This window comes from Escherichia sp. WS3227_2 (genome assembly GCF_046486495.1).
GTDB lineage: Bacteria > Pseudomonadota > Gammaproteobacteria > Enterobacterales > Enterobacteriaceae > Escherichia > Escherichia coli.
Genome location: NZ_JBJQLG010000008.1, coordinates 125608 through 144012 on the forward strand (window position 1 = coordinate 125608; position 18405 = coordinate 144012).

The following is an 18405-nucleotide window of genomic DNA, read 5'->3' on the forward strand; positions in this document are numbered from 1 at the left end:
TTATCTACGCATGAATGCGTATTCTGATTGTGGTTGTGCGACGTAATGCCCCGGCCCGACGCATTGCAACGAGACGGCTGCAACCTCTTCGCCACGCAGATGAATATTGCTGGGAAGATCGTCCGACAGCAGTACACGCTGCGGTCGTTGTCGGGACGGTTCCGCGACCGGAACTGCCGCCAGTAATTTACGCGTATAAGGATGCTTCGGGTTTTCGAAGACCGCGCGCCGTGGACCAATTTCAACAATTTGTCCGAGATACATCACCGCCACACGATGACTAATCCGCTCTACCACGGCCATATCGTGGGAGATAAACAGATACGCAATGCCGAAATCACGCTGGAGATCGAGCAACAAGTTGATAATCTGCCCGCGAATAGAAACATCCAGCGCCGAGACGGCTTCGTCGGCAATGATCACTTTCGGATTCAATGCCAACGCGCGAGCAATGCAGATGCGCTGGCGCTGACCGCCGGAAAACTCATGCGGGTAACGCCAGGCATGTTCAGGTAACAGGCCCACGCGCTCCAGCAACCACGCAACGCGGGCAGCCGCTTCTTTACCTGGCAATAAACCGTGTACGCGCAGCGGTTCGATAATCGAATCACCGATGGTCTGACGTGGGTCCAGCGAAGCGTAAGGGTCCTGAAAAATAAACTGAATATCCCGGCGCAATGCCTGAAGTTTGCCGGGTGACAAGGTATCGATTCGCTGACCGTTAAAGATAATTTCGCCGCCCTGCGATTCGACCAGGCGCAGCAACGCCCGCCCGGTAGTGGATTTACCGCTGCCAGACTCGCCCACCAGCGATAGCGTTTCGCCAGGCCAGAGATCAAAACTGACTTTCTCAACGGCATGCACTTCCCGCGTTACGCGATTCAACAAACCGCTGCGCAAAGGGAAACGGGTGACCAGATTACGCACCCGTAAAACAGGTTCGCCATCCACCACCGTTTTCTGCTCGATGGGGGGTTCCTGTTTCGCTGGATGTTCAAGCGATATCAACGGGAAACGTCGGGGATAATCTAACCCTTTCATCGCACCAAGTTGCGGAACAGCAGCTAACAGCGCACGGGTGTAAGGATGATGCGGCGCATGAAAAATCTGTTCGACGCTACCCGTTTCCACCGCCTCGCCCTGATACATCACCAGTACCCGATCGGCAATCTCTGCCACCACGCCCATATCGTGCGTGATAAAGATAACGCCCATCGACATCTCTTTTTGCAATACTTTGATTAATTGCAGGATCTGCGCCTGAATAGTGACATCCAGCGCGGTGGTTGGCTCATCGGCAATCAGCACCGCCGGGCGGCATGACAGTGCCATCGCAATCATCACTCGCTGGCGCATCCCGCCAGAGAGTTGATGCGGATAACGTGAAAGAATGGTTTGTGCCTCCGGAATGCGTACCTGATCCAGCATCCGCTTCGCCTCGACCATTGCTTCTTCACGACTGGCGTTTTGATGCAGACGAATAGATTCAGCAATCTGTTCACCCACAGTAAATACCGGGTTCAGCGATGTCATCGGCTCCTGAAATATCATCGCCATATCCGCACCGCGCACATGGCGCATTTGTGCAGCGCTCTGCTCGCTAAGTTCAATCACTTCGCGACTGCGCCGCCGCAACAGCATTTTATCGCACTGTACTAAACCGCCCGCCTGTTCCAACAGACGCATCAATGCCAGCGCAGTCACTGACTTACCGGAGCCGGATTCGCCAACAATTGCCAGCGTCTCACCGCGTTGCAGGCTAAAAGAGAGATTGCGGACCACAGCTATTTTCTGCTGGTCCTGCATAAAGGCAATATTCAGATTTTCAACCGCCAGCACATCACCGGCATTAAGTTCATCACTGTGTGGCAACGGTGTCCCCTTTTTCACGGTAGATACCGGTGGTTGGCGTATCGCCTGCGTAGCCCCAGGCGCGATACATTCCTTCGGTGTTAAACAGTAGCGCGACGTTACCTTCATGGTCGATAGCGATTAAGCCACCGCTACCGCCAAGCGCAGGGAGTTTTTCCATTACTACCCGCTCGCAGGCTTCCGCGAGACTTAATCCGCCGTAATCCATTAACGCGGCGATGTCATATGCCGCCAGCGCGCGGATGAAGACTTCGCCCGTGCCGGTACATGAAACCGCCACACTGGCGTTATTGGCGTAGCATCCGGCCCCCACTAAGGGACTATCGCCAACTCGTCCGGGTAATTTATTGGTCATTCCGCCTGTGGACGTGGCTGCCGCCAGATTGCCGTCTAAATCCAACGCCACGGCCCCCACGGTGCCCATTTTCTGTTTTTCATCCAGTGGCGCACCGCTATGGTCGAGGACCATTTCCCCTTCCTCGCGCGCTGCCAGTAGTTGTTCATAACGCAAAGGCGTGGAGAAAATCTCCGGCGAGACGCGCTCCATGCCATGAGCAAACGCAAAATTTTCTGCCCCTTCGCCAATCATCATCACATGCGGGCTTTGCTCCATCACCAGCCGGGCGGCAAGAACCGGATTACGCAGATGACTAACGCCCGCCACCGCACCGGCTTTCAGGGTGTTACCATCCATCACACAGGCGTCCAGTTCATGGGTTTCATCACGCGTAAAGACAGCGCCAATTCCGGCGTTAAACAGTGGACACTCTTCCAGCAGACGCACCGCTTCCGTCACCACATCCAGCGCACTTTCGCCCGCTTCCAGCATTTTCTGCCCGGTTTCAACAATGGCAGACAGCGCCTCGATGTAGCGTAATTCCTGTTGCAGACTCATCTGCGCGCGGCTAATTGCACCTGCGCCGCCATGAATTGCAATGACTGCTTTGCCCATAGTATTCGTCCATTAAGGGTGGCTCGCCACTTTTGCTATAAATATCAGAATTTTTATGAATTACTCATTCAATTTTTGAATATAGAAAGATGGATATGGCATGTAAAGGCAGGAGCCAGCGCTACGCCCGAGGTGGCATACAGTCTGTGGCGTTTTTCTGACATAATAGGCAAATTCGATTTTGCCTCCGCAGGAGTGTTTTCATGGAATTTACCACCGGATTGATGTCGCTCGACACCGCGCTTAATGAGATGCTTTCTCGCGTCACCCCACTGACCGCCCAGGAAACGCTGCCACTGGTACAGTGTTTTGGTCGTATTCTGGCGAGCGATGTCGTTTCGCCACTGGATGTCCCGGGGTTTGATAACTCCGCTATGGACGGCTACGCGGTGCGTTTAGCCGATATTGCCTCCGGGCAACCGCTGCCCGTTGCCGGTAAATCCTTTGCCGGTCAGCCGTACCATGGTGAATGGCCTGCGGGTACCTGCATTCGTATTATGACCGGTGCGCCGGTGCCGGAAGGCTGCGAAGCGGTGGTGATGCAGGAACAGACCGAACAGACTGACGCTGGCGTGCGTTTTACTGCTGAAGTGCGTAGCGGGCAAAATATTCGCCGTCGCGGTGAAGATATCTCTGCGGATGCGGTTGTTTTCCCGGCGGGAACACGCCTGACTACCGCAGAGCTGCCAGTAATTGCTTCACTGGGAATTGCCGAAGTTCCGGTGATTCGTAAAGTGCGTGTAGCGCTGTTTTCTACCGGTGATGAACTCCAGTTGCCAGGCCAGCCGCTGGGCGACGGCCAAATCTACGATACCAACCGTCTCGCCGTACACCTGATGTTAGAACAGCTGGGATGCGAGGTAATCAACTTAGGGATTATCCGCGACGATCCCCATGCCTTGCGCGCCGCATTTATTGAAGCCGATAGCCAGGCGGATGTGGTGATCAGTTCCGGCGGTGTTTCAGTGGGGGAAGCGGATTACACCAAAACCATTCTTGAAGAGCTGGGGGAGATCGCCTTCTGGAAGCTGGCGATTAAACCAGGTAAACCTTTCGCGTTCGGAAAACTCAGCAATAGTTGGTTCTGCGGCCTGCCGGGCAACCCGGTTTCAGCAACGCTGACCTTCTATCAACTGGTACAGCCATTGCTGGCAAAACTAAGCGGCAACACCGCCAGCGGCCTGCCCGCGCGCCAGCGTGTGCGCACGGCATCGCCTCTGAAGAAATCGCCAGGACGCCTTGATTTCCAGCGCGGCGTGCTGCAACGCAACGCCGATGGCGAACTGGAAGTGACGACCACCGGACATCAGGGTTCACATATATTTAGCTCCTTTAGCCTCGGCAACTGCTTTATCGTACTGGAGCGCGAGCGCGGCAATGTGGAAGTGGGCGAATGGGTGGAAGTAGAACCGTTTAACGCGTTGTTCGGAGGCCTGTAATGGCGGAACTCAGCGATCAGGAGATGCTGCGCTACAACCGGCAAATCATTCTGCGCGGTTTTGATTTTGACGGTCAGGAGGCGCTAAAAGATTCTCGAGTGCTGATCGTCGGCCTCGGTGGACTCGGCTGCGCAGCTTCGCAGTATCTGGCAAGCGCCGGTGTCGGCAACCTGACGCTGCTCGACTTCGACACGGTTTCGCTCTCCAATCTGCAACGCCAGACGCTGCACAGTGATGCCACGGTCGGGCAACCGAAAGTGGAATCCGCCCGTGACGCCCTGACGCGGATCAACCCACATATCGCGATTACGCCAGTCAATGCGCTGCTTGATGACGCTGAACTTGCTGCGATGATTGCAAAACACGATCTGGTGCTCGACTGTACGGATAACGTTGCAGTACGTAATCAACTGAACGCAGGCTGTTTTGCCGCGAAGGTGCCGCTGGTTTCCGGCGCGGCAATTCGTATGGAAGGTCAAATCACGGTCTTCACTTATCAGGACGGCGAACCGTGCTATCGCTGCCTTAGCCGTTTGTTTGGCGAGAACGCGTTAACCTGCGTAGAAGCAGGCGTGATGGCACCGTTGATCGGCGTAATTGGTTCGTTGCAGGCAATGGAAGCGATCAAACTGCTGGCAGGTTATGGTAAACCGACCAGCGGGAAAATCGTCATGTACGATGCGATGACCTGCCAGTTTCGTGAAATGAAACTGATGCGCAATCCGGGGTGTGAAGTGTGCGGGCAGTAATTGCCACCTCCAGGCCTGATAAGACGCGGCACTCCGCCACGTCATCAGCAATTTATGAGGATGCAGAACGTCCGGTTAAATCGACGTTCTGCCAAACGCTCCCTGCCAGTCCTGCTCAAACTTCGCCACAGCGGCATCAACCGCCGGATAGCTAATCATCTGTTGTGCCACATCCAGTGGCAGAGTAATTGATTCACATCCTGCCAGTAAGCAGTCCAGCGCCTGACGCGGGGTTTTGAAACTCGCTGCCAGCACTTTCGCCTGCGGCGCATGCATTTTCAATAACTGGTGTAAGTCGGTCACAGTCTGAATGCCGCTACCGCCCTGAGCATCAATACGATTAACGTAAGGCGCAACATATTCCGCACCTGCCAGCGCCGACAGCAGCCCTTGTGCTGCGCCATATACCGCGGTTCCCAGCGTCGGAATCCCTTCCGCTTTTAACATCTTAATAGCTGCCAGCCCCTCGGCGGTCACCGGAACTTTCACCACGATATCCGCAATAATAGAACGCAATTTACGTGCGTCATTCACCATCCCTTCAGCAGTGGTAGCCATTACCTGGGCAAACAGACGCCCCTGACCGCCCATCGCTTCATGAAGTTCCGGAAGCACAACCTCCAGCGGTTTTTTACCCGCGGCGATAATGCTTGGGTTAGTGGTCACACCCGCCAGCGGAAAAATACGTGACAGCGCCTTCACCGCAACAACGTCTGAAGTATCCAGATACAGTTCCATAACCATCCTCAAAATGTACTTTTTGTCTGAATGTAGACTATCACGGGAAAACTCTCTGAACAGTTGACGCACATCAATCTAACTTTCATTCGAAAGTATTTTAATGTTTGAACGAAACAGAGAGGCAACTATGATTTTCAATATTCAGCGCTACTCGACCCATGATGGCCCCGGTATCCGCACGGTCGTATTTCTTAAAGGCTGTTCGCTGGGCTGCCGCTGGTGTCAGAACCCGGAAAGCCGCGCCCGCACGCAGGATCTGCTGTATGACGCACGACTGTGTCTGGAAGGCTGCGAGCTGTGCGCTAAGGCCGCGCCGGAAGTGATTGAGCGCGCGCTGAATGGTTTGCTTATTCATCGGGAAAAGTTAACCCCGGAGCATCTAACGGCGTTAACCGACTGCTGCCCGACACAGGCGTTAACCGTGTGTGGTGAAGTGAAAAGCGTTGAGGAGATCATGGCGACCGTTCTGCGCGATAAACCGTTTTACGATCGCAGCGGCGGCGGCTTAACGCTTTCTGGCGGTGAACCGTTTATGCAGCCGGAAATGGCGACGGCGCTACTGCAAGCCAGCCACGAGGCAGGCATTCATACTGCGGTAGAAACCTGTCTGCATGTGCCGTGGAAATATATCGCCCCTTCTCTGCCCTATATCGATCTGTTTCTTGCCGATTTAAAACACGTTGCCGACGCACCGTTTAAACAGTGGACCGACGGTAACGCCGCCAGGGTGCTGGATAACCTGAAAAAACTCGCCGCTGCGGGCAAAAAAATCATTATCCGCGTGCCGCTGATTCAGGGCTTTAATGCCGACGAAACCTCTGTAAAAGCCATTACCGATTTTGCCGCCGACGAGCTGCACGTTGGCGAAATTCATTTCCTGCCCTACCACACGCTGGGCATCAACAAATATTACTTACTTAATCTGCCCTATGACGCCCCGGAAAAACCGCTTGATGCGCCAGAACTGCTCGACTTTGCCCAGCAGTATGCCTGCCAGAAAGGGTTAACCGCGACCTTACGAGGATAACAACCATGACCACACTGAAACTGGACACGCTCAGCGACCGCATTAAAGCGCACAAAAATGCGCTGGTGCATATTGTGAAACCGCCGGTCTGTACCGAGCGCGCGCAGCACTATACTGAGATGTATCAACAACATCTCGATAAGCCGATCCCGGTACGTCGCGCGCTGGCGCTGGCGCATCACCTGGCGAATCGCACCATCTGGATCAAGCACGATGAGTTGATCATTGGCAACCAGGCAAGCGAAGTTCGCGCCGCGCCGATCTTCCCGGAATATACCGTCTCCTGGATCGAAAAAGAGATTGATGATCTGGCAGATCGTCCCGGTGCTGGTTTTGCGGTGAGCGAAGAGAACAAACGCGTTCTGCATGAAGTGTGCCCGTGGTGGCGCGGTCAGACCGTACAGGATCGCTGCTACGGCATGTTTACCGATGAGCAAAAAGGTCTGCTGGCGACCGGCATCATTAAAGCGGAAGGCAATATGACCTCCGGTGATGCGCACCTGGCGGTCAATTTCCCGCTGCTGCTGGAAAAAGGGCTTGATGGTCTGCGCGAGAAAGTAGCGGAACGTCGCTCGCGCATCAACCTGACGGTGCTGGAAGATTTACACGGAGAGCAGTTCCTGAAAGCGATTGATATCGTGCTGGTGGCAGTCAGTGAACACATTGAACGTTTCGCTGCCCTGGCGCGTGAAATGGCCACGACCGAAACCCGCGAAAGCCGTCGCGATGAACTGCTGGCGATGGCAGAAAACTGCGATCTTATCGCCCACCAACCGCCGCAGACTTTCTGGCAGGCGCTGCAACTGTGTTACTTCATCCAGTTGATATTGCAGATCGAATCTAACGGTCACTCGGTATCGTTTGGTCGTATGGACCAGTATCTCTACCCGTACTATCGCCGCGACGTTGAACTGAACCAGACACTGGATCGTGAACACGCCATCGAGATGCTGCATAGCTGCTGGTTAAAATTGCTGGAAGTGAACAAAATCCGCTCCGGCTCGCACTCGAAAGCCTCTGCGGGAAGTCCGCTGTATCAGAACGTCACCATTGGCGGACAAAATCTGGTTGATGGTCAACCAATGGACGCGGTGAATCCACTCTCTTACGCGATCCTCGAATCCTGCGGTCGCCTGCGTTCCACTCAGCCTAACCTCAGCGTGCGTTACCATGCAGGAATGAGCAACGATTTCCTCGACGCCTGCGTACAGGTGATCCGTTGCGGCTTCGGGATGCCGGCGTTCAACAACGACGAAATCGTCATCCCGGAATTTATTAAACTCGGTATTGAACCGCAGGACGCTTACGACTATGCAGCGATTGGTTGTATCGAAACCGCCGTCGGTGGCAAATGGGGCTATCGCTGTACCGGCATGAGCTTTATCAACTTCGCCCGTGTGATGCTGGCGGCGCTGGAAGGCGGTCGTGATGCCACCAGCGGCAAAGTGTTCCTGCCACAAGAAAAAGCGTTGTCGGCAGGTAACTTCAACAACTTCGATGAAGTGATGGACGCGTGGGATACGCAAATCCGTTACTACACCCGCAAATCAATCGAAATTGAGTATGTCGTCGACACCATGCTGGAAGAGAACGTACACGATATTCTCTGCTCGGCGCTGGTGGATGACTGTATTGAGCGAGCGAAAAGTATCAAGCAAGGCGGCGCGAAATATGACTGGGTTTCTGGCCTGCAGGTTGGCATTGCCAACCTCGGCAACAGCCTGGCGGCAGTGAAGAAACTGGTATTTGAACAGGGCGCGATTGGTCAGCAACAGCTGGCTGCCACACTGGCGAATGACTTCGACGGCCTGACTCATGAGCAGCTGCGTCAGCGGCTGATTAACGGTGCGCCGAAGTACGGCAACGACGATGATACCGTCGATACGCTGCTGGCTCGCGCTTATCAGACCTATATCGACGAACTGAAACAGTACCATAACCCGCGCTACGGTCGTGGTCCGGTTGGCGGCAACTATTACGCGGGTACGTCGTCTATCTCCGCTAACGTACCGTTTGGCGCGCAGACTATGGCAACGCCGGACGGGCGTAAAGCCCACAGCCCGCTGGCAGAAGGCGCAAGCCCGGCTTCCGGTACTGATCATCTTGGCCCTACTGCGGTCATTGGCTCGGTGGGTAAACTGCCTACGGCAGCGATTCTCGGCGGCGTGTTGCTCAACCAGAAACTGAATCCAGCAACACTGGAGAACGAATCTGACAAGCAGAAACTGATGATCCTGCTGCGCACCTTCTTCGAGGTGCATAAAGGCTGGCATATTCAGTACAACATCGTTTCCCGCGAAACGCTGCTGGAAGCGAAAAAACATCCGGATCAGTACCGCGATCTGGTAGTGCGTGTCGCGGGTTATTCCGCCTTCTTCACTGCGCTCTCTCCAGACGCACAGGACGATATCATCGCCCGTACTGAACATATGCTGTAATCTCCTCAGCCCGGCGGCGTCGTCGCCGGGCTAAATCATTCACATCATCAATTTCATCCTTACTTTCATTCGAAATATAATTTGTGCTCTACGTCACATTGTTATTACACTGTTACGGTTTCATTTTCGAGCCAGGAGCACACCTATGAGCGTAAAAGTTATCGTCACAGACATGGACGGTACTTTTCTTAACGACGCCAAAACGTACAACCAACCACGTTTTATGGCGCAATATCAGGAACTGAAAAAGCGCGGCATTAAGTTCGTTGTCGCCAGCGGTAATCAGTATTACCAGCTTATTTCGTTCTTTCCTGAGCTAAAGGATGAGATCTCTTTTGTCGCGGAAAACGGCGCACTGGTTTACGAACATGGCAAGCAACTGTTCCACGGCGAACTGACCCGACATGAATCGCGGATTGTTATTGGCGAGTTGCTAAAAGATAAGCAACTCAATTTTGTCGCCTGCGGTCTGCAAAGTGCATATGTCAGCGAAAACGCCCCCGAAGCATTCGTCGCACTGATGGCAAAACACTACCATCGCCTGAAACCTGTAAAAGATTATCAGGAGATTGACGACGTACTGTTCAAGTTTTCGCTCAACCTGCCGGATGAACAAATCCCGTTAGTGATCGACAAACTGCACGTAGCGCTCGACGGCATTATGAAGCCGGTTACCAGTGGTTTTGGCTTTATCGACCTGATTATTCCTGGCCTGCATAAAGCGAATGGTATTTCGCGGTTACTGAAACGCTGGGATCTGTCACCGCAAAATGTGGTAGCGATTGGCGACAGCGGTAACGATGCGGAGATGCTGAAAATGGCGCGTTATTCCTTTGCGATGGGCAATGCTGCGGAAAACATTAAACAAATCGCCCGTTACGCTACCGATGATAATAATCATGAAGGCGCGCTGAATGTGATTCAGGCGGTGTTGGATAATATCGCTCCTTTCAATAGTTGATCTTCCCCCTGGCCGAAGTGACCACTTCGGCCTCTCTCCTTTTTGCTCGCTTTGTGCACTGACTCAAGATTTTTATCTTGCGTTAACTTATTTTTAACTTAATGTATCAATCGTAATCATTTTACTTTCGAATGAAAGAAGCGAGGTTGATATGACTTTTTCCTGTGAGACGCTGCCCACAGATGCGAAAGCAGCTATCCGAGAGATGAAAGCTGCGCTGCGGGAACAGCTCAGTGATGTGCAACAGGTTTTCGATACACTCTCTGCAAAAATCGAAACGCGTGTTGCTGAAATCGATGCCCTAAAAGCGCAAGGGCTGCCGGTTTGGCCGGAAGTTTCTTATAGTGATATTGCCGCAGGTACAGTAAGCGATGCCACTCGCAATGAAATTAAACGTCGCGGCTGTGCAGTCATAAAAGGCCATTTCCCTCGCGAGCAGGCGATGGCGTGGGATCGTGCCATGCTCGATTATCTTGATATCAATCATTTTGATGATGTTTATAAAGGCCCTGGCGACAGTTTTTTCGGCTCGCTGGAGGCTTCTCGTCCCGAAATCTATCCCATTTACTGGTCGCAAGCACAGATGCAGGCGCGGCAGAGCGAAAACATGGCTGCTGTGCAATCTTTTCTAAACCGACTGTGGACATCTGAAAGCAACGGCAAACAGTGGTTTAATCCTGATATCAGTGTGATTTATCCAGACAGGATCCGCCGCCGCCCTCCAGGTACTACATCTAAAGGCCTGGGCGCGCATACCGATTCTGGTGCGCTGGAACGGTGGTTATTACCCGCTTATCAGCGCGTTTTTGCCAATGTGTTTAATGGTAATTTCGATGATTACGATCCCTGGGATGCTGCACACCGGACCGATGTCGAAGAGTACACGGTAGATAACACTACAAAATGTTCGGTGTTCCGCACGTTTCAGGGCTGGACGGCGCTCTCTGATATGTTATCGGGTCAGGGATTGTTACATGTGGTGCCTATCCCGGAAGCGATGGCGTATGTTTTATTGCGCCCGCTGCTGGATGACGTACCGGACGATGAACTGTGCGGGGTTGCACCTGGCAAAGTTCTGCCCATTTCAGAGAAATGGCATCCACTACTGCTTAAAGCGCTGACTTCCATTCCCGCGATAACAGCAGGGGATTCCGTCTGGTGGCACTGCGATGTGATTCACTCCGTCGCGCCAGTAGACAATCAACAGGGTTGGGGCAACGTGATGTATATCCCTGCTGCGCCAATGTGCGAGAAAAATCGGGCTTATGCACACAAAGTCAAAATGGCGCTGGAAAAAGGCGCATCACCTGGCGACTTCCCGCGGGAAGATTATGAAGCAAACTGGGAAGGCCGCTTTACGCTGGAGGATCTGAACATTCACGGTAAGCGAGCGTTGGGCATGGATGTTTGAGAGTTAATGGAAGTGAATTGATGTGGGATTAAGAAAATCGATTCGACGTTACTCAGATTGCTGACAAGTGCGCTTTCTTAATGCCTGATGCGGCGTTAACGCCTTATCTGGCCTACAAAGTCCAGCAGATTCAATATATTACAGGTACTGCCAGGCCTGATAAGCGTAGCGCATCAGGCAATTTTGCATTTGTCATCAGTTTCAGTAGCCCTGACCATATCAGGGCTACTGATAATAACTTACTCGATCCCTTTACTACGCAGGTAATCTTCGTAATTACCGCTAAAGTCGATCACGCGTTCCGGGGTGATTTCCAGAATGCGGGTCGCCAGGGAGCTTACGAACTCACGGTCGTGTGAAACAAAGATCAGCGTGCCCTGATACAGTTCCAGCGCCATGTTCAGCGACTCAATAGATTCCATATCCAGGTGGTTGGTCGGTTCGTCCATGATCAGAATGTTCGGCTTCTGCATCATTAACTTACCAAAAAGCATCCGCCCTTTTTCTCCACCGGAAAGCACTTTAGCTGGCTTTTTGATGTCGTCCTGGCTGAACAGCAAACGACCGAGAATGCTGCGTACCGCCTGCTCGTCATCGCCTTCCTGCTTCCACTGGCTCATCCATTCGAACACGGTCAGATCATTTTCAAACTCATATTCGTGGTCCTGAGCATAGTAACCAATGCGCGCGTTTTCAGACCATTTTACGGTGCCGCTGTCCGGTTGCAGATCGCCCACCAGCGTTTTCAGCAGCGTTGATTTACCGACGCCGTTGGTACCCAGTACCGCAAGTTTTTCACCGACCTCCAGCAGCAGGTTGAGATTTTTAAACAGTGGACCGTTATCAAACCCTTTGGTCAGACCTTCCACTTCCAGCGCGTTACGGAACAGTTTCTTATCCTGTTCAAAACGGATGAACGGGTTCTGACGGCTGGAGGCTTTCACCTCTTCCAGTTTGATTTTATCAATCTGGCGCGCGCGCGAAGTTGCCTGGCGAGATTTCGAGGCGTTGGCGCTAAAGCGGCTAACGAAAGATTGCAGCTCAGCAATCTGCGCTTTCTTCTTGGCGTTATCAGCCAGCAGACGCTCACGCGCCTGGGTCGCCGCCGTCATGTACTCATCGTAGTTACCTGGATAAACGCGCAGCTCGCCGTAATCCAGATCCGCCATGTGGGTACAAACCATGTTAAGGAAGTGACGGTCGTGCGAGATGATGATCATGGTGCTGTCACGCTCGTTCAGCACCTGTTCCAGCCAACGAATGGTGTCGATGTCGAGGTTGTTGGTCGGTTCGTCGAGCAGGAGAATGTCTGGATCAGCAAACAGCGCCTGCGCCAGCAGCACACGCAGCTTCCAGCCAGGAGCAACTTCACTCATCGGGCCGTAGTGCTGTTCCACTGGAATTCCCACGCCAAGCAACAGTTCACCGGCGCGAGCTTCCGCAGAGTAACCGTCCATTTCGCCGTATTTCACTTCCAGATCGGCCACTTTATAGCCGTCTTCTTCACTCATTTCCGGCAAAGCATAGATGCGGTCACGCTCCTGTTTCACTTCCCACAACTCTTTATGCCCCATGATCACCGTATCCAACACAGTGAACTCTTCAAAGGCAAACTGATCCTGACGCAGCTTACCAATGCGCTCGTTGGGATCGAGGGAAACGTTACCCAACGTCGGCTCTAAGTCGCCGCCGAGGATCTTCATAAAGGTGGATTTACCACTACCGTTCGCGCCAATCAGGCCGTAACGGTTGCCGCCGCCAAATTTGACGGAAATGTTTTCAAACAACGGCTTACTGCCGAACTGCATGGTGACGTTACTGGAAACTAACACAGGCGTATCCTGAAAAGAGATATGACAAACCGCACATTATGCCATAAGTCTGAAAGAAGATCCTGCTCCTCGCTTAAGGTCTACACTCAAGCCAAAGGCAAAAAATGTGATTTCGTACACATCTGATTTCACTGTGAGCAGGAATGAACTTATAATGCGCTTCCAATACTCTAATATTCTCAACCCAATGGCCTGCCAGGCACAAAATCTCGCTTAACATGAATATGAAATTGAAAACATTATTCGCAGCGGCCTTCGCTGTTGTCGGCTTTTGCAGTACCGCCTCTGCGGTAACTTATCCTCTGCCAACCGACGGGAGTCGCCTGGTTGGTCAGAATCAGGTGATCACCATTCCTGAAGGTAACACTCAGCCGCTGGAGTATTTTGCCGCGGAGTACCAGATGGGGCTTTCCAATATGATGGAAGCGAACCCGGGTGTGGATACCTTCCTGCCGAAAGGCGGTACTGTACTGAACATTCCGCAGCAGCTGATCCTGCCGGATACCGTTCATGAAGGCATCGTCATTAACAGTGCAGAGATGCGTCTGTATTACTATCCGAAAGGGACCAACACCGTTATCGTGCTGCCGATCGGCATTGGTCAGTTAGGCAAAGATACGCCTATCAACTGGACCACCAAAGTTGAGCGTAAGAAAGCAGGCCCGACCTGGACGCCGACCGCCAAAATGCACGCAGAGTACCGCGCTGCGGGCGAACCGCTTCCGGCTGTCGTTCCGGCAGGTCCGGATAACCCGATGGGTCTGTATGCACTCTACATCGGTCGCCTGTATGCTATCCATGGCACCAACGCCAACTTCGGTATCGGCCTGCGTGTAAGTCATGGTTGTGTGCGTCTGCGTAACGAAGACATCAAATTCCTGTTCGAGAAAGTACCGGTCGGTACCCGCGTACAGTTTATTGATGAGCCGGTAAAAGCGACCACCGAGCCAGACGGCAGCCGTTATATTGAAGTCCATAATCCGCTGTCTACCACCGAAGCCCAGTTTGAAGGTCAGGAAATTGTGCCAATTACCCTGACGAAGAGCGTGCAGACAGTGACCGGTCAGCCTGATGTTGACCAGGTTGTTCTGGATGAAGCGATCAAAAATCGTTCCGGGATGCCGGTTCGTCTGAATTAATCGTGAAAACGTAAAACAGAGGCGGATTCATAATCCGCCTTTTTTATTTGGCCAGACCCTAGTTGGCTGGGAGTATAACCAACAAAACATATCCCACCAGCGCCGCCCACAACAGCATCGGTATTGAATAGAGATGGAAACGCCACCAGATACGGCGATCGTTCGCCATCCGTAACGCAATCAAATTTGCCAGCGATCCGGGTAATAAACCAAAGCCACCCACGTTTACCGCCCATGCCAGTAATAAAGACGGTGGCACATAATTGAGCAGCAAAATGGTACTCGGCACGTTACTGATCACCTGCGATAAACCAATCGCCGTTAACCATAATCCGGGTTCGGATAAATGACTCACGTTACTTAACACCCCCTGCAAAGCTGGCAGTTGGGTTAGTAAATGGACGTCGATAAACATCGCCATAAACACCAGCAGCAGCGTCCAGTCCACACTGAGCACCACGCGACGTGCCAGCAGCGCAAAGCCCGCCGCCACAATCACCAGTCCCCACAGTTCTTGTTTTAACTCCAGCGCCATCAGAAAGACGATATACAGCCCCAGACAACTCCACACCAGCCGCGGTTTCCACTCCGGCGTTTGCGCCCCCGTATGGTATTGCAGCGCCTTTCCAGGGAAACAACACCAGCACAACAGCAGGAGTGTCAGCATCATTGCGCCAGCCAGCGGTGCCATTTGGGCAATAAATCCGGCAAACGAAAGACCAGAACGTCCCCAGATAAGAATATTTTGCGGGTTGCCAATTGGCGTCAGTAGCGAACCAGCGTTGACTGCCAGCGCCTCAAAAATAATCAGCCGATTAACCGGGATCTCACACAGTCTTTTTAGCGTGATAGTCAGCGGAACAACTATAAACAGCGCGACATCGTTGGTCAGAAAGGTAGAAAGCAGCGCCGCCGCCAGCACCATAAACATCGCCAGCCGACGCTCCGTAGCAAAGCGGCGCACCATTTTGCGCCCCAGCACATCAAAATAACCGCTTAGCTCCACACCTTTAGTCAGCAGCATCAGACCGCTTAAGGTGATGATGGTGTGCCAGTCGATAGCAGCAGGCCAGGATTTCGGTGCAAAGGGAACGAAAAAACTTAATCCGATGCCAACAAGAATTAATAACTGAAAAAAACGATCGCCTTGCAGCGTGCGTAAAAAAGGCAGGCTCATTTGGCACCGTGTTTCTGGGTAAACAAACGAAAGGCATCCAGCGTCTCTTCACTAACATGGTGCTCCATGCCTTCCGCGTCGCGACGGGCGATTTCCGGACTGACGCCCAACACCAACAAGAAATTTTCGACTATCTGATGTCGCTCGCGGCTTTCCTGCGCCAGTTTCTCTCCTTCTGCCGTTAAAAACACGCCACGCCAGGGGATCATTTCAATCAGCCCCATGGTTGCCAGCCGCTTAAGCATTTTCGCCACCGTCGGTTGCGAAACCCCCAGACGAGCAGCCATGTCCACCTGACGAGCTTCCCCCACTTCCCTGATCAAGTCAGAAATCAGCTCAACGTAATCATCAATAAGCTCGCGCCGATGCGCCTCTCTGACCTGGCGGAACCCTTCAACGTGCTCTTCCACGTTCACTAACTGCGTCACTTTTTTTGCTGTTGGCGTACCTGCGCGACGACTCATTGTGCTTCCTCATTATGGTGACGCATACATAGCGTTCTCATTTCGTGCGCACATTGTAAACCAGAGTTGCGAAGGTACAAAAAATTAACGTTTTAGCAATAGCTATATAATATAGCCTGTGCTATATCTGTATGTAATGCAATCATCCCTCAAGGATCGACGGGATTAGCAAGTCAGGAGGTCTTATGAATGAGTTCAAGAGGTGTATGCGCGTGTTTAGTCATTCTCCCTTTAAAGTACGGTTAATGCTGCTCTCTATGTTGTGCGATATGGTCAACAACAAACCGCAGCAAGATAAACCTTCCGATAAATAGCGGCGTCGCGGTACGCCGCTTCACTCCTGCTTTTATGCAGGCACAACGCGTTTTGGTCTGAAAAACCCCACTTTTTGTCGGATTTGCAATCCCCTTCGCAAAAGATTTGTTCGTCAGTAGTTGACCTGAACGGCGGCTCGCTCTATCTTCTTGCAGCCCTGCGTATATTGCGGCTCGCGGATGCGGACCCCTTTCCCCTCTTCACGCACTCTTGCAGGTATTGACCCTTGACGCCAGGGTAAGCACATGGCGTTTGTTACGATAGTGGCATATGAATTTAACCCTCAAAGAATCGCTTGTTACCCGTAGCCGGGTATTTAGCCCGTGGACTGCGTTCTACTTTTTACAGTCGCTATTAATTAACCTCGGCTTAGGTTATCCCTTCAGTTTGCTCTACACCGCTGCGTTTACGGCTATTTTGCTTTTGCTATGGCGAACATTGCCTCGCGTACAAAAAGTTCTGGTCGGTGTCAGTTCGCTGGTGGCGGCTTGTTATTTCCCTTTTGCTCAGGCCTACGGCGCGCCTAATTTCAATACATTGCTGGCATTGCACTCCACCAATATGGAAGAGTCGACCGAAATCCTGACGATTTTTCCGTGGTACAGCTACCTGGTCGGCTTATTTATTTTTGCGCTCGGCGTAATAGCAATCAGGCGAAAAAAAGAGAATGAAAAAGCGCGCTGGAATACCTTCGACAGCCTGTGTCTGGTATTCAGTGTGGCGGCATTTTTTGTTGCTCCCGTGCAAAACCTGGCCTGGGGCGGCGTATTTAAACTGAAAGATACTGGCTATCCGGTATTTCGTTTTGCTAAGGATGTCATCGTCAATAATAACGAGGTGATTGAAGAGCAAGAACGGATGGCAAAACTTTCCGGAATGAAAGATACCTGGACGGTCACTGCCGTTAAGCCGAAGTATCAGACCTATGTGGTGGTGATCGGTGAAAGCGCGCGTCGCGATGCCCTCGGTGCCTTTGGCGGTCACTGGGACAATACCCCGTTTGCCAGCAGCGTTAACGGTTTGATATTTGCTGACTACATTGCCGCCAGTGGCTCCACGCAGAAATCGCTTGGCTTAACGCTCAATCGCGTTGTCGATGGCAAACCACAGTTTCAGGATAACTTTGTCACCCTGGCAAATCGCGCGGGCTTCCAGACCTGGTGGTTTTCCAACCAGGGCCAAATCGGCGAATACGATACCGCCATCGCCAGCATCGCCAAACGTGCCGATGAAGTGTATTTCCTGAAAGAAGGTAATTTTGAAGCAGATAAAAACACGAAAGACGAAGCGTTACTGGATATGACCGCTCAAGTGCTGGCGCAAGAGCACTCGCAACCGCAGCTGATTGTTTTACATCTGATGGGCTCACATCCGCAGGCCTGCGACCGGACACAAGGCAAATACGAAACCTTTGTGCAATCGAAAGAAACGTCGTGCTATCTCTATACCATGACGCAAACGGACGATTTACTGCGCAAGCTGTACGATCAGTTACGCAACAGCGGCAGCAGCTTCTCGCTGGTTTACTTTTCTGACCACGGTCTGGCTTTTAAAGAGCGCGGCAAAGACGTGCAATACCTTGCCCATGATGATAAGTATCAGCAAAATTTCCAGGTGCCTTTTATGGTCATTTCCAGCGACGATAAAGCGCATCGGGTGATTAAAGCCCGCCGCTCAGCCAATGACTTCTTAGGTTTTTTCTCCCAGTGGACGGGAATTAAAGCGAAGGAAATTAACATCAAATACCCGTTTATATCTGAGAAGAAAGCCGGGCCGATATACATCACCAACTTCCAGTTACAGAAGGTGGATTACAACCATCTCGGAACCGATATTTTCGACCCGAAACCTTAAAACAAAAAATCCGCCCCGAGAGGCGGATTTTTTA

General features: G+C 52.3%; 15 protein-coding genes. 9 read left to right on the forward strand and 6 right to left on the reverse strand.

Annotation, left to right across the window (positions count from 1 at the left end; genetic code table 11):
* Complete coding sequence (gene gsiA / locus ACJHXB_RS13130) at nucleotides 1–1872, reverse strand: glutathione ABC transporter ATP-binding protein GsiA (RefSeq protein ID WP_001469058.1); 1872 nt, start codon at nucleotides 1870–1872, stop codon at nucleotides 1–3.
* The gene (iaaA, locus tag ACJHXB_RS13135) at nucleotides 1859–2824 is read right to left on the reverse strand and encodes a beta-aspartyl-peptidase (RefSeq protein ID WP_000513764.1); all 966 of its coding nucleotides are present in this window, start codon (nucleotides 2822–2824) and stop codon (nucleotides 1859–1861) included. The genes gsiA and iaaA overlap by 14 nt, the downstream gene beginning before the upstream one ends.
* 203 nt (nucleotides 2825–3027) lie before the next feature.
* On the opposite strand from iaaA, the gene moeA reads away from it, so the two are divergent.
* Both moeA and moeB read left to right on the forward strand, forming a co-directional pair.
* Complete coding sequence (moeA, locus tag ACJHXB_RS13140; RefSeq protein WP_000397341.1) at nucleotides 3028–4263, forward strand: molybdopterin molybdotransferase MoeA; 1236 nt, start codon at nucleotides 3028–3030, stop codon at nucleotides 4261–4263.
* A complete protein-coding gene (moeB, locus tag ACJHXB_RS13145; protein ID WP_000829222.1) occupies nucleotides 4263–5012 on the forward strand; it encodes a molybdopterin-synthase adenylyltransferase MoeB in 750 nt (249 codons plus the stop codon). The genes moeA and moeB overlap by 1 nt, the downstream gene beginning before the upstream one ends.
* Before the next feature lie 75 nt (nucleotides 5013–5087).
* Here moeB and fsa read toward each other — a convergent pair whose 3' ends face one another.
* On the reverse strand, nucleotides 5088–5750 hold the full coding sequence (gene fsa / locus ACJHXB_RS13150) for a fructose-6-phosphate aldolase (protein ID WP_001305948.1): 663 nt from the start codon (nucleotides 5748–5750) through the stop codon (nucleotides 5088–5090).
* Nucleotides 5751–5880: 130 nt separating this feature from the next.
* Between fsa and ACJHXB_RS13155 the strand changes: the two genes are divergently transcribed.
* The 4 genes from ACJHXB_RS13155 to ACJHXB_RS13170 all read left to right on the forward strand — a co-directional run bounded on the left by ACJHXB_RS13155 (nucleotide 5881) and on the right by ACJHXB_RS13170 (nucleotide 11590).
* Complete coding sequence (locus ACJHXB_RS13155) at nucleotides 5881–6780, forward strand: glycyl-radical enzyme activating protein (protein ID WP_001469062.1); 900 nt, start codon at nucleotides 5881–5883, stop codon at nucleotides 6778–6780.
* A gap of 5 nt (nucleotides 6781–6785) precedes the next feature.
* Nucleotides 6786–9218 (forward strand): glycyl radical protein, encoded by a 2433-nt coding sequence (locus tag ACJHXB_RS13160; RefSeq protein WP_000209370.1) that lies wholly within the window; start codon nucleotides 6786–6788, stop codon nucleotides 9216–9218.
* Between the two features lie 145 nt (nucleotides 9219–9363).
* Complete coding sequence (ybiV, locus tag ACJHXB_RS13165; protein ID WP_000114271.1) at nucleotides 9364–10179, forward strand: sugar-phosphatase YbiV; 816 nt, start codon at nucleotides 9364–9366, stop codon at nucleotides 10177–10179.
* Nucleotides 10180–10330: 151 nt separating this feature from the next.
* A complete protein-coding gene (locus ACJHXB_RS13170) occupies nucleotides 10331–11590 on the forward strand; it encodes a DUF1479 domain-containing protein (protein ID WP_001558879.1) in 1260 nt (419 codons plus the stop codon).
* A gap of 239 nt (nucleotides 11591–11829) precedes the next feature.
* Here the strand turns inward: ACJHXB_RS13170 and ACJHXB_RS13175 are convergent, their stop codons facing one another.
* Nucleotides 11830–13422 (reverse strand): ABC-F family ATPase, encoded by a 1593-nt coding sequence (locus tag ACJHXB_RS13175; RefSeq protein WP_000961458.1) that lies wholly within the window; start codon nucleotides 13420–13422, stop codon nucleotides 11830–11832.
* Nucleotides 13423–13640: 218 nt separating this feature from the next.
* Here ACJHXB_RS13175 and ldtB point away from each other — a divergent pair, with 218 nt between their 5' ends.
* On the forward strand, nucleotides 13641–14561 hold the full coding sequence (gene ldtB / locus ACJHXB_RS13180; protein WP_001056384.1) for a L,D-transpeptidase: 921 nt from the start codon (nucleotides 13641–13643) through the stop codon (nucleotides 14559–14561).
* A gap of 58 nt (nucleotides 14562–14619) precedes the next feature.
* Here the strand turns inward: ldtB and ACJHXB_RS13185 are convergent, their stop codons facing one another.
* A complete protein-coding gene (locus tag ACJHXB_RS13185) occupies nucleotides 14620–15738 on the reverse strand; it encodes an anion transporter (protein ID WP_000056419.1) in 1119 nt (372 codons plus the stop codon).
* Nucleotides 15735–16202, reverse strand: a complete 468-nt coding sequence (mntR, locus tag ACJHXB_RS13190; RefSeq protein ID WP_000091016.1) for a manganese-binding transcriptional regulator MntR — start codon at nucleotides 16200–16202, stop codon at nucleotides 15735–15737. Before mntR ends, ACJHXB_RS13185 begins: the two co-directional genes overlap by 4 nt.
* Before the next feature lie 185 nt (nucleotides 16203–16387).
* Between mntR and mntS the strand changes: the two genes are divergently transcribed.
* Together mntS and opgE are read left to right on the forward strand one after the other, a co-directional pair.
* Nucleotides 16388–16516, forward strand: a complete 129-nt coding sequence (gene mntS / locus ACJHXB_RS13195; protein ID WP_001001761.1) for a manganase accumulation protein MntS — start codon at nucleotides 16388–16390, stop codon at nucleotides 16514–16516.
* A gap of 271 nt (nucleotides 16517–16787) precedes the next feature.
* Complete coding sequence (gene opgE / locus ACJHXB_RS13200; RefSeq protein ID WP_001054670.1) at nucleotides 16788–18371, forward strand: phosphoethanolamine transferase; 1584 nt, start codon at nucleotides 16788–16790, stop codon at nucleotides 18369–18371.
* Nucleotides 18372–18405 lie beyond the last annotated feature (34 nt).